The following is a 12806-nucleotide window of genomic DNA, read 5'->3' on the forward strand; positions in this document are numbered from 1 at the left end:
CTCGTGGGCTCATCGGCAGCAGCGCCGGCCTGGCTGGTCGGCATCGACCTCGGCACCACCAACACGGTGCTGGCCTATGCGGCGCCGAATACGCAGCAGGTCGAGACCTTCGCCATCGAGCAGCTGGTGGCGCCGGGTGAAGTCGCGCCCGCGCCGCTGCTGGCATCAAGCCGCTACCACCCGGCCCCCGGCGAGCTGCCGCCAGGCGCGCTGCAGCTGCCCTGGCAGGCTGCCGACCTGGCCGGCGTGCCGGATGCCGTGGTCGGCCGGCTTGCCCGCCTGCTGGGCGCCCATACTCCTGGTCGGTTAGTTGCATCTGCCAAGAGCTGGCTGTCCCACCATGGCGTCGACCGCACCGCCCCCATCCTGCCCTGGGGCGCGCCCGAGGACGTGCCCAAGGTCTCGCCGCTGGCCGCCAGCGCCAGCTATCTCGCTTATTTGCGGGCAGCGTGGAACGCGCGCCATCCCTCGCAGTTTCTGGAAAACCAGGACCTGGTCCTGACCGTGCCCGCGTCCTTCGACGAAGGCGCGCGCGCCCTTACCTTGGCGGCGGCGCGCCTGGCCGGCCTGCCTTCCCTGCGCCTGCTGGAAGAACCGCAGGCCGCGCTGTACGACTGGCTGCAGCGCCACCGCGATACCCTCACCGACGAACTGGCGGGCTCGCGCCTGGTGCTGGTGGCCGACGTCGGCGGCGGCACCACCGACTTCAGCCTGGTCAAGGTCGAACTCGAAGACGGCATCCCCAAACTGACCCGCATCGGCGTCGGCAACCACCTGATCCTGGGCGGCGACAACATGGACCTGGCGCTGGCCCACCTGGTCGAATCGCGCCTGGCCGCACAGGACGGCCAGCAGGCGCCGCAGGCGCGCCTGTCCGCCGCGCGCCTCGCCCAGCTGACCGAACGCTGCCGCGCAGCCAAGGAACAGCTGCTGGCACCGGATGCGCCGGACCAGGTCAACGTGACCCTGCTGGGCGCCGGCTCGCGCCTGATCGGGTCCAGCCGCACGGTCCCGCTCACGCGCGACGACATGGCGCGCATCGTGCTGGACGGCTTCTTCCCGCTCAACGAAACACAGGACGGCGCGAAACGCGCACGCGCCGGCATCGTCGAATTCGGCCTGCCCTATGCCAGCGATCCGGCCATCACCCGCCACCTGGCCGACTTCCTGCGCCAGCACGCGCAGGCGGCCCGCGAAGCGCTAGTCATCGATGACGATGGCAGCCTGCCCATCCCCGACACCTTGCTACTGAACGGCGGCGTGTTCCGCGGCGCCGCGCTGGCGCAGCGCCTGACCGATACCTTGTCCGCATGGCGCGGCGCCGCCATCCGCGTGCTGCACAACCTCAACCCGGACGTCGCCGTGGCGCGCGGCGCGGTTGCCTACTCGCTGGCGCGCCAGGGCCAGGCCCCGGCCATCGAAAGCGGCTCTGCGCGCAGCTATTTCCTGCTGCTGGACGACGCCCTGCAGGGCGGCCGGCTGAACGCCGTCTGCCTGCTGCCGCGCGGCGAAAAGCCCGGTGTCGAAGTGCGCCTGACGGAGCGCAGCTTCGGCCTGCGCCTGGGCAGGCCAGTGCGCTTCCATCTGGTGTCGGCGACCGCCGATCCGCAAGGCCAGCCGCCGCGGCCCGGCGACCTGGTGGCGCTGGACCCGGCGGAGGTCGTGCGCCTGCCGGCCATCGCAACCGTGCTGCGCGCCCAAACGGCAGGCGCAAAAACCGAGATGCCGGTGCAGCTGGCGGCCTCGCTGTCCGAGGTCGGCACGCTGGAGGTGCATTGCGTGGCCGAAGACGGCAGCGGCCAGCGCTGGAAGCTGGAATTCCAGTTGCGCGGCCTCGATGCCGATACGCCGGACAACGATGAAGACAACGCAGCCCTGCCGGCCCGCCTCGACGAAGCCCTGCAGCGCATCGACCGCATCTTCGGCAGCCGCAACCAGCAGGTCGAGAGCCGCGAGGTGCGCCAGCTGCGCGGCACGCTGGAACACCTGTTAGGCGCGCGCGAACGCTGGGAGACGCCGCTGCTGCGCCGCCTGTTCGACGCCCTGATGGAGCGCGCGAAAGGCCGGCGCCGCAGCAGCGAACATGAAAGAGTCTGGCTCAACCTGGCCGGCTGGTGCCTGCGGCCGGGCTTCGGCCACCCGCTCGACGAATGGCGCATCGAGCAGCTGTGGGCCCTGTTCGACACCGGCGTCCAGTACCAAAAGGACAGCCAGGTGCGCGCCGAGTGGTGGACCCTGTGGCGGCGCGTGGCCGGCGGCCTGTCGACCGAGTCGCAACTGCGCCTGCTCGATGACTTCGCCTTCAACCTGCAGGCCGAGCCGGCCGACCGCGCGAAGCGTCCCATCACCCTGGTCGACGGCAGCGAGGACGACATGCTGCGCCTGGGCGCCTCGCTGGAGCGCATCCCCTCGGCCTACAAGGTCGAGATCGGCGACTGGATGCTGCAGCAGATCATGGCCATCCCAAGCATGCCCAAGCCCGATCCGAAGACCGCCGCCACCTATGCGCGGTTCCTAGCAGCCCTGGCCCGCGTCGGCGCGCGCCAGTCGCTGCAATCCAGCGCGCATGAGGTGGCGACCATAGCGGCCGCCGAGCGCTGGCTGGAGATCCTGCTGCAGCTGGACTGGAAACGCATCGAGCCGGCTGGCTTCGCGGCCGCCCACATCGCACGCAAGACGGGCGACCGCTCGCGCGACATCGGCGAACTACTCCGCCAGCAGGTGCTGCACAAGCTGGCCGCCAGCGGCGCGCCGGCCAGCTGGGCGGCCATGGTGCGCGAGGTCGTGGAACTCGACCAGGCCAGCGCCACGCGCATGTTCGGCGATGCGCTGCCGCCGGGACTGAAACTGCTGCGCTGAAGTTGTCGAAAAAAATTCGAAATAAAACAATGTGTTAGCTCATCGCTAAGAAATGTGTCGCGTATTTGCAGCGCGCGCCACAAATCATTTTCTAAAAGCTTGCGCTACGGCAACGCCATCTGCAATGATCTCTTCCGTAGGACATTTCCTACGAGAAAAGATAATTGTGACCGCCATGCGCCAACACTCCCTGCACTCGTATTCCCCCCTGTTCGTGGCACTGCTCGCCGCCTGCGCCATCGTGCCGCTGGCCGGCTGGCAGTGGCATGGCTGGCTGATCGGCGCTGCCCTCCTGGCTGCCGGCGCCGCGGCCGTCGCTTTCGCGCCCAAGGGTGCTATCCCGGCCGCTTCGTCGGACGGCTACCTCTCCAGCCGCCAGCAGTTCGGCGAAGAAGTCGCCGGCGTGTGGGCTTCGCACATCGACGCCTCGCGCTCGCAGATGGAAACGGCGGTCGTGGCTCTGGTGGAGCGCTTCTCCGGCATCGTGGTCAAGCTCGAACAGGCGCTGGCCGCCTCGGGCGCCGCACGCAGCCATGAAGGCGGCGACCTGGTCGACGTGTTCGCGGCCAGCGAGAAGGAACTGCGCTCGCTGCTCGACATGCTGGCCAGCGCCGCCGCCAGCAAGCAGCAAATGCTGGGCAAGATCGAAGGCCTGCAGCAGATCACCGAGCAGCTGCAGAAGATGGCGGCGGACGTCGCCAGCATCGCCTGGCAGACCAACCTGCTGGCGCTGAACGCGGCCATCGAGGCGGCGCGCGCAGGCGAGGCGGGACGCGGTTTCGCCGTGGTCGCCAACGAAGTGCGCACCCTGTCCAACCGCTCCGCCGACGCCGGCAAGCACATCGCCCAGCAGGTCGGCCAGATCAGCGCGGCGATCGAAGCGACCTGCAAGGCCGCCGGCGAATCGATGCGCGCCGAGACCTGCGCCGTGCAGGCGTCGGAAGCGAAGATCGGCAGCGTGCTGTCCTCGCTGCGCGGCGTGACCGAAGCGCTGGTGCAGTCCTCCGACCTGCTGCAGCGCGAGAGCGCCGGCATCCAGTCGGAAGTGGGCGAAGCCCTGGTGCAGCTGCAGTTCCAGGACCGCGTCAGCCAGATCCTGTCGCACGTCCAGCAGAACATCGCGCGCCTGCCGTCCTACCTGGACGAGCATGCGCGCCAGTCCGGCGCATCGCTGCAGCCCATCGATGCGCGCGCGCTGCTGGCCGAACTCGAAAGCACCTACGCGATGGCCGAAGAACGCAGCCTCCATCGAACCCACGCGCAGCCTGCCCAGCAGCAGGCCGAAGAAATCACCTTTTTCTAGGAATAACAATGGCAAAAACCATCATGGTGGTGGACGATTCGATCTCGATCCGCCAGGTCGTCGGCATCGCCCTCAAGCAGGCCGGCTATGAAGTCATCGAAGCCTGCGACGGCAACGATGCCCTGGTCCGCTTGAACGCGCTGACCGGCCAGAAGATCAACCTGATCATCAGCGACGTCAACATGCCGAACATGGATGGCATCAGCTTCGTGCGCGAGCTGAAGACCCGCCCAGCCTACAAGTTCACGCCGGTGCTGATGCTCACCACCGAGTCGCAGGAAGACAAGAAGGAACAGGGCAAGGCCGCCGGCGCGCGCGCCTGGATGGTCAAACCCTTCAAGCCGGAAGCCCTGCTGGCGGCGGTCCAGAAGCTGACGATGGGCTGATCATGAGGGTCGAAGGCGAGATGACGATTTACCGCGCCGCGGAGCTCAAGCCCGCGCTGCTGGACGCCGTGCGCGCGCATGAAGCGCCGGCGCTCGACCTGTCGGCCGTTACCGAATTCGACAGCGCCGGCCTGCAGCTGCTGCTGATGGCGCGCCAGGAAGCGGCCCGCCTCGGCCGCCGCCTGAGCGTTTGCGCCGCCAGCCCCGCCGTGCGCGACGTATGCGCCCTGCTCGGCATGGATCTCGAGGGAGCGCCGGCATGAACATCGACCAGGTGATGCACACCTTCATCGCCGAGAGCCGAGAGCTGCTCGAGCAGATGGAGAACGCCCTGCTGGCCGTGGCCCACGAGGGCCCGGACGCCGTCAATGCGATCTTCCGCGCGGCGCACACGATCAAGGGTTCGGCCGGCATGTTCGGCCTGGATCCGGTGGTCGATTTCACCCACGTGGCCGAGAGCGTCCTCGACAAGGTGCGCGACGGCCACGTGCCCCTCTGCGACGAACTGGTGGCGCTGCTGCTGGCCTGCTGCGACCACATCGGCGCGCTGGTCGATGCCGTCGAAACCGGCACGCTGGGCCAGGACGCTGCGCTCGCCGATGCGGGCGGCCCGCTGGTCGCCGCGCTGCAGGGTTACCTGGACGGCGATGCCGCTCCGGCCGCGAAGGCCGAGGCCGCGCCCGCGGCGGCATCGGCGGAACCCGGCGCGCAGCAATGGAACATCTCGCTGCGCTTCGGCGCGGACGTGCTGCGCAACGGCATGGACCCGCTGTCCTTCATCCGCTACCTCGCCCAGCTGGGCAGCATCACCTCCATCGAGCTGCTGGCCGACCGCCTGCCGGCGGCCGACGAGTTCGATCCCGAATCCTGCTACCTCGGCTTCGAGATCGGCTTTGCCAGTACTGAAACCCAGGCCACGATCGACGGCGTGTTCGACTTCGTGCGCGACGACTGCGAGATCCGTGTCGCGCCGGCCGAGCAGCCCGCCGCGCCCGCTCCTGCTCCGGAACCGGCTCCCGCACCTGTTTCCATGCCCGCCGCCGAAGCGCCGCCTGCGCGCCAGCGCCAGGCCCAGGAAGCCAGGCCGCAGCAGGAAAAGCGCACGGTCCGCGTCGACGCCGACAAGCTGGACCGCCTGATCGACCTGGTGGGCGAACTGATCATCGCCGGCGCCAGCACCAACGTGGTGGCGCGCCGCGTGCATGACGCCGAGCTGCTCGAATGCGCCTCGACCCTGTCCGGCCTGGTCGAAGAAGTGCGCGACAGCGCGCTGCAGCTGCGCATGGTGAAGATCGGCGCCACCTTCCAGCGCTTCCAGCGCGTGGTGCACGACGTCTCGCGCGAGCTGGGCAAGGACATCCGCCTGGAAGTGAACGGCGAGGACGCGGAGCTGGACAAGACCGTGGTCGAGAAGATCGGCGACCCGCTGACCCACCTGGTGCGTAATGCAATGGACCACGGCATCGAGCCGGCCGAGGTGCGCGCCGCGCGCGGCAAACCGGCCCAGGGCCTGGTCTCGCTGAACGCCTACCACGACTCCGGCAGCATCGTGATCGAAGTGTCCGACGACGGCGGCGGTCTGAAACGGGACCGCATCCTGGCCAAGGGCATCGAACGCGGCCTGGCGGAGCCCGGCCGCAGCTACACCGACAAGGAAATCTTCAGCCTGATCTTCGAACCCGGCTTCTCGACCGCGGAACAGGTGACCAACCTGTCCGGCCGCGGCGTCGGCATGGATGTCGTCAAGCGCAACATCCTCGCCCTGCGCGGCAGCGTCGAAATGAGCAGCAGCGAAGGCGTGGGCACCACGGTTACCGTGCGCCTGCCGCTGACGCTGGCGATCATCAACGGCTTCCAGGTCGGTGTCGGCAAGTCGACCTTCGTGATCCCGATGGAGATGGTCGAGGAATGCATCGAATTCCGCGAACAGCCGGGCTGCGACTGGGTCGACCTGCGCGGCAAGCCCCTGCCCTACGTGCGCCTGCGCGAACGCTTCGACCTGGCCGGCGCGCCGGCGCGGCGCCAGAGCATCGTCGTGGTGCGCTACGGCAGCAGCAGGGCCGGCCTGGTGGTCGACAACCTGCTCGGCGAATTCCAGACCGTGATCAAACCGCTCGGCAAGGTGTTCGCCGGCGCCCGCTTCCTGTCCGGCTCCTCGATCCTGGGCAATGGCGACGTCGCCCTGATCCTCGACATTGCAGCACTTTTTACTTCCTTATCTGACCTGGAGAGCCATCGTGCTTAAGAACCTGAAAATCGGCATCCGCCTGGGCCTTGGCTTTGGCGCGGTACTCTTGTTATTGGTGGCGATCGCCATGCTGGGCATCAACCGCATGTCGTCGATGAACGACGCCACCCAGAACATCACGGACGACGCTTATCCGAAGGTCGTGCTGGCCAAGGACCTGATCCGTGATGCGGTCGACATCCCGCGCCAGATGCGCGGCATGCTGCTGACCAGCGACGCGGCCGAACACCAGCGCTACCGCAAGCAGATCGAGCAGCTGCGCGCGGATGCCAACGGCCGCATCGCCGACCTGACCAAGCTGGTCGCCAGCGAGAGCGGCAAGAAGCTGCTCAAGCAGATCGTCGACAAGCATGCGGCCCTCGAGCCGACCTACGCCCAGTTCTACGGCCTGGTCGACAGCGACCGCCAGCGCGCCGCCGAATTCGTCAGCAAGGACGTCATGCCTGCCAACCGCGAATTCACGGAAGCCATCAACGAGCTGGCCAAGCACCAGAGCGAGAAGATGAAGAAGCTGGCCGACGAAGCCGACCGCACCTATGCCGACACGCGCCAGCTGGTGATCGGCATCACTGCCGGCGCCGCGCTGCTGGCAGTGCTGATCGCCACCATGATCACCCTGTCCGTCACCCGCCCGCTGCGCCAGGCGGTGGACGCCGCCGACCGCCTTGCCGCCGGCGACCTGACCGTGGACATCCACGCCAATTCGCGTGACGAAGCCGGCCTGCTGCTGGCCGCGATGAAGAACATGATCGCGAAACTGACCCAGGTGGTCGGTGAGGTCAACGGCAGCGCGCAGTCGCTGGCCTCGGCCTCGGAAGAAGTCAGCGCCACCGCGCAGTCGCTGTCGCAGGCCGCCTCCGAGCAGGCTGCCGGCGTCGAAGAGACCAGCGCCTCGCTGGAACAGATGACGGCCTCGATCTCGCAGAACACCGAGAACGCCCGCGTCACCGACGGCATGGCGGCCCAGGCCGCGCGCGAAGCGGCCGAAGGCGGCGAAGCGGTGAAAGCCACGGTAACCGCGATGCAGCGCATCGCCAAGCAGATCGGCATCATCGACGACATCGCCTACCAGACCAACCTGCTGGCCCTGAACGCGGCCATCGAAGCGGCGCGCGCCGGCGAGCACGGCAAGGGCTTCGCGGTCGTTGCGGCCGAAGTGCGCAAGCTGGCCGAACGCAGCCAGGTGGCGGCCCAGGAAATCGGCGAAGTCGCGACCAACAGCGTCGAGCTGGCCGAGCGCGCCGGTTCGCTGCTGGACCGCATGGTGCCGAACATCCGCAAGACCTCGGACCTGGTGCAGGAAATCACGGCGGCTTCGGAAGAGCAGTCGGCCGGCGTCGGCCAGATCAATGCCGCGGTCGGCCAGATGAGCCAGACCACGCAGCAGAACGCCTCCAGCTCGGAAGAGTTGGCAGCGACTGCAGAAGAGATGAGCAGCCAGGCCGAGCAACTGCAAGCCGCCATGGCCTTCTTCCGCATCGACGGCGCGAACGGCGGCGCAGCGCGCAAGCCGGCCGCCCGCCTGCACGCCCCGCGCGCGAATCCGGCGCCGAAGCGCCAGGGCATCGCGATGCAGAATCCGGTATTCGCCGCCGAATCCTCGGTCGACGAATCGGACTTCACCCATTTCTGAGGACAGCATGTTCCGTAATCTGAAAGTCAGCACCCGGCTGGCGCTGGGCTTCGGCGTCGTCAGCCTGCTGCTGGCGGCCGTCGTCCTGCTGGGCATCCGCAGCCTGGCCAACGTCAAGGACAATGTCGACGAAATGGTCGGCGACAAGTATCCGAAAGTGGTGCTCAGCTACGATCTGATCGGCGACCTCCACGACATCGCCATCGCCATGCGCAATATCGTGGTGTCCAGCAGCCCGGACACCAGCCGCCGCGAACTGGCGCGCATCGAAGAATCGCGCAAGGAAATCGTCGACGGCATGGACCAGCTGAAGCAGCGCATCCGTTCCGAACACGGCAAGCAGCTGTTTGCCGCCATCGTCGACGAACGCAATAAATACCTGGGCGGCCAGGAGCAGTTCATCCGCCTTGCCAACGAAGGCAAGACGCAGGAAGCGCGCGAGCTGCTGGTGAACCAGATCGAGGGCCAGCAGATCGCCTACATCCGCGCGATCGAAAAACTGATCGCCTACCAGCACTCCTCGATGGAACAGACCGGCAAGGCCACCACCATCGAATACGCAGAGATCCGCAATGAGCTGATCGTGCTGGGCGCGGCGGCTGTCCTGATCGGCATCGTCATGGCCTTCTGGATTACGCTGAGCCTGACCCGCACCCTGGGCGGCGAGCCGGCCTACGCAGCCGAACTGCTCAAGCGCATCGCCGACGGCGACCTGTCCGGCGAAGTCAGCACGCGCAAGGGCGACGACAGCAGCATGCTGTTCGCGGTCGGCCAGATGGTCGGCAAGCTGCGCCAGGTAATCGCCGGCCAGCGGGCCGTGGTGGAAGCCGCCAACCGCGGCAACTTCGAGGTCCGCGTCGACACCGTGGGCATGCAGGGCTTCCAGAAAGAGATGGGCGATGGCCTGAACCAGCTGGTGGCGACCACCGGCGCCAGCGTCGACGACGTGGTGCGCGTGATGTCCGCGCTGGCCGAGGGCGACCTGACCAAGCGCATCGACAAGGAATACCAGGGCGCCTTCGCGCAGCTGAAGGACTATTCGAACGACACCATGGACAAGCTGTCCCAGGTGGTCGGTGAAGTCAACGGCAGCGCGCAGTCGCTGGCCTCGGCATCGGAAGAAGTCAGCGCCACCGCGCAGTCGCTGTCGCAGGCGGCGTCCGAGCAGGCCGCCGGCGTCGAAGAGACCAGCGCCTCGCTGGAACAGATGACAGCCTCGATCGCCCAGAACACCGAGAACGCCCGCGTCACCGACGGCATGGCGTCCCAGGCCGCGCGCGAAGCGGCCGAAGGCGGCGAAGCGGTCAAGGCGACCGTGACGGCCATGAAGCAGATTGCCAAGCAGATCGGCATCATCGACGACATCGCGTATCAGACCAACCTGCTGGCCCTGAACGCGGCCATTGAAGCGGCGCGCGCCGGCGACCACGGCAAAGGCTTCGCGGTCGTTGCGGCCGAAGTGCGCAAGCTGGCCGAACGCAGCCAGGTGGCGGCGCAGGAGATCGGCGAAGTGGCGACCAGCAGCGTCGAGCTGGCCGAGCGCGCCGGTTCGCTGCTGGACCGCATGGTGCCGAACATCCGCAAGACCTCGGACCTGGTGCAGGAAATCACGGCGGCTTCGGAAGAGCAGTCGGCCGGCGTCGGCCAGATCAATGCCGCGGTGGGCCAGATGAGCCAGACCACGCAGCAGAACGCCTCCAGTTCGGAAGAATTGGCGGCCACCGCCGAAGAGATGAGCAGCCAGGCCGAGCAACTGCAGGCCGCCATGGCCTTCTTCCGCATCGACGGTAACGCCGCCGCCAATGTCCTGCGCAAGCCGGTCATCGCAGCGCGCCAGCCCGTGGTCCGCCCGGTGCGCCGCGGCAGCGCCCTGCGCCTGGCCGACAGCTTCGCCACCCAGGCCGAGCCTGACGAAAACAACTTCACCCATTTCTGAGGGTTGGACATGGAACAATCGATCAAGCAGTACCTGACCTTCATGCTGGGCGGCGAGTCCTTCGGCATCGGCATCATGGCGGTGAAGGAGATCATCGAATTCGGCGGCATCACCGACGTGCCGATGATGCCGGACTCGATCCGCGGCGTGATCAACCTGCGCGGCGCGGTGGTGCCGGTGATGGACCTGGCGGCGCGCTTCGGCCGCCCGCAATCGGTGCCAGGCAAGCGCACCTGCATCGTCATCGTCGAACTGGAGCTTGAGGGCGAGCGCCAGGTGACCGGCATCGTGGTCGATGCGGTCAGCGCGGTGCTGGACATCCCCGCGTCCGAGATCGAACCGGCGCCTTCGTTCGGCACGCGCATCCGCGGCGACTTCATCGCCGGCATGGGCAAGCTGAACGGCAAGTTCGTGATCCTGCTGAACGTGGAACAGGTACTGGCGCTGGACGGCCTGCCGGACCTGGCCTCCACCGAAGCCGCAATGGCAGCCGCCTGAGGACAGCGTGCAGCACTGCGCCATCAACGAGAGCGAGTTCGCCAGCTTCCGACGCTTCATCTTCGACATGGCCGGCATCACGATGTCGGACTCGAAGAAGGCGCTGGTCAGCGGCCGCCTCGCCAAGCGCCTGCAGCACTACGGGCTGCAGACCTACGACGCCTATTTCAAGCTGCTGCAGAGCGGCCAGCACGCGAACGAGGTGCAGCTGGCGGTTGACCTCCTGACCACCAACGAGACCTATTTCTTCCGCGAGTCGCGCCACTTCGACCTGCTGCGCGACGCGGCGGAAAGCGCGCGGCCGAATCTGCGTGCCGGCGCGCCGTTCCGGGTCTGGAGCGCGGCCTGCTCGTCCGGCGAAGAGCCCTACAGCATCGCGATGGTGCTGGCCGACGTGCTGGGCAACGCCCCTTGGGAAGTCGTGGCCTCCGACATCAGCACCCGCGTGCTGCAGCGCGCCCGGACCGGCCACTATCCGATGGAACGCGCCACCCACGTGCCGCAGGACTACCTGCGCCGGTTCTGCCTGAAGGGCATCCGCGAGCAGGCCGGCACGCTGCTGGTACATAAAGCGCTGCGCCAGCGCGTGCAGTTCCGCCAGGTGAACCTGAATACCGACCTGCCCTCCGACCTGGGAAGCTACGACGTCGTCTTCCTGCGCAATGTGATGATCTACTTTAACGGCGACACCAAGCGCCAGGTGGTCGCGCGCGTGACCTCGCACATCAAGCCCGGCGGCACCTTCTTCATCGGCCACTCGGAAAGCCTGCACGAGATCAACGACACGCTGACCACCGTGATGCCCTCGGTATATCGTAAGTAAATGAAGACAATCAATGTGATGGTGGTGGACGACTCCGCGGTCGTCCGCAAGGTCGTGGGCGCAATCCTCGAAAGCGCGCCCGATATCAAGCTGCTGCATGCGGTGTCCGATCCGCTGCTGGCGATCGAGCGCATGAAGCAGGCGTGGCCGGACGTGATCGTGCTGGACGTCGAGATGCCGCGCATGGACGGCATCACCTTCCTGAAGCGGATCATGGCGGAGCGCCCGACCCCGGTGGTGATCTGCTCCACGCTCACCGAAAAAGGGGCGGAGACGACCATGGCGGCGATGGCTGCCGGCGCGGTGTCCATCATCACCAAGCCCAAGCTGGGCCTGAAGGACTTCCTCAACGAGAGCGCCGACGAACTGGTGGCCGCGGTGCGCGCCGCAAGCCACGTCAACGTGCGGCGCCTGGCTGTGCGCGTGCCCTCGGCTTCGGCGGCGCCGGTTGCCGTTGCGGCCAAGCTGAGCGCGGATGCGATCCTGCCGCCCGGTGCCGACACGCGTGTGCCGCTGAAGACCACCGAGCGCGTGGTCGCCATCGGCACCTCCACCGGCGGCACCCTGGCGCTCGAGGAAGTGCTGACTGCGCTGCCGCGCGTCACGCCCGGCATCGTCATCGTCCAGCACATGCCGGAAAAATTCACCGCCGCCTTTGCCGAGCGCCTCAACAAAATCTGCCAGCTCGAGGTGAAGGAAGCCCGCCACGGCGACCGCGTGCACCCGGGCCGCGCCCTGATCGCCCCCGGCGGCCGCCACATGCTGCTGCGCCGCGACGGCGCCAACTACCACGTGGACGTGATCGACGGCCCGCTGGTGAACCGCCACCGTCCTTCCGTCGACGTGCTGTTCCGCTCGGTGGCCAAGCAAGCCGGCGCGAATGCCCTCGGCATCATCATGACCGGCATGGGCGACGACGGCGCCGCCGGCCTGCTCGAGATGCGCAAGGCCGGCGCCCGCACCGTGGCCCAGGACGAGGAAAGCTGCGTGGTCTACGGCATGCCGAAGGAAGCCGTGAAGCGCGGCGGCGTCGAGAAGAGCATGCCGCTGGGTGCGATCGGCCGCGAGATCCTGCAGCAGCTGGGACTGCGCTAGCGCCGGCGCAGCCCGGCAAATCCTT

The 12806-nt window shown here is 67.6% G+C and carries 10 protein-coding genes; all 10 read left to right on the top strand.

Going from position 1 to position 12806, the window contains the following annotated elements; all coding sequences use genetic code 11:
* Positions 1-3: 3 nt before the first annotated feature.
* The 10 genes from AC07PE_RS02875 to AC07PE_RS02920 all read left to right on the top strand — a co-directional run bounded on the left by AC07PE_RS02875 (position 4) and on the right by AC07PE_RS02920 (position 12781).
* Positions 4-2859, top strand: a complete 2856-nt coding sequence (locus AC07PE_RS02875; RefSeq protein ID WP_498761393.1) for an Hsp70 family protein — start codon at positions 4-6, stop codon at positions 2857-2859.
* A 175-nt stretch (positions 2860-3034) separates the two neighbouring features.
* Entirely contained in the window at positions 3035-4162 is a 1128-nt protein-coding gene (locus tag AC07PE_RS02880; protein WP_498761394.1) for a methyl-accepting chemotaxis protein, read from the top strand.
* Between the two features lie 8 nt (positions 4163-4170).
* Positions 4171-4548, top strand: a complete 378-nt coding sequence (locus tag AC07PE_RS02885; RefSeq protein WP_498761396.1) for a response regulator — start codon at positions 4171-4173, stop codon at positions 4546-4548.
* Positions 4549-4550: 2 nt separating this feature from the next.
* Positions 4551-4811 (top strand): STAS domain-containing protein, encoded by a 261-nt coding sequence (locus AC07PE_RS02890; protein WP_498761398.1) that lies wholly within the window; start codon positions 4551-4553, stop codon positions 4809-4811.
* Entirely contained in the window at positions 4808-6793 is a 1986-nt protein-coding gene (locus tag AC07PE_RS02895; protein WP_498761400.1) for a chemotaxis protein CheA, read from the top strand. The genes AC07PE_RS02890 and AC07PE_RS02895 overlap by 4 nt, the downstream gene beginning before the upstream one ends.
* On the top strand, positions 6786-8429 hold the full coding sequence (locus tag AC07PE_RS02900) for a methyl-accepting chemotaxis protein (protein WP_498761402.1): 1644 nt from the start codon (positions 6786-6788) through the stop codon (positions 8427-8429). The genes AC07PE_RS02895 and AC07PE_RS02900 overlap by 8 nt, the downstream gene beginning before the upstream one ends.
* Positions 8430-8436: 7 nt before the next feature.
* Complete coding sequence (locus tag AC07PE_RS02905) at positions 8437-10365, top strand: HAMP domain-containing methyl-accepting chemotaxis protein (RefSeq protein ID WP_498761404.1); 1929 nt, start codon at positions 8437-8439, stop codon at positions 10363-10365.
* Between the two features lie 9 nt (positions 10366-10374).
* Positions 10375-10863, top strand: coding sequence for a chemotaxis protein CheW (locus AC07PE_RS02910; protein WP_498761406.1), 489 nt, complete (start codon positions 10375-10377; stop codon positions 10861-10863).
* A gap of 7 nt (positions 10864-10870) precedes the next feature.
* Positions 10871-11686, top strand: a complete 816-nt coding sequence (locus AC07PE_RS02915) for a CheR family methyltransferase (RefSeq protein ID WP_498761408.1) — start codon at positions 10871-10873, stop codon at positions 11684-11686.
* Positions 11687-12781, top strand: coding sequence for a protein-glutamate methylesterase/protein-glutamine glutaminase (locus AC07PE_RS02920; RefSeq protein ID WP_498761410.1), 1095 nt, complete (start codon positions 11687-11689; stop codon positions 12779-12781). It begins immediately after the preceding gene.
* Positions 12782-12806: the final 25 nt, after the last annotated feature.

It is taken from the genome of Telluria sp. GW821-FHT07G12, assembly GCF_059418525.1.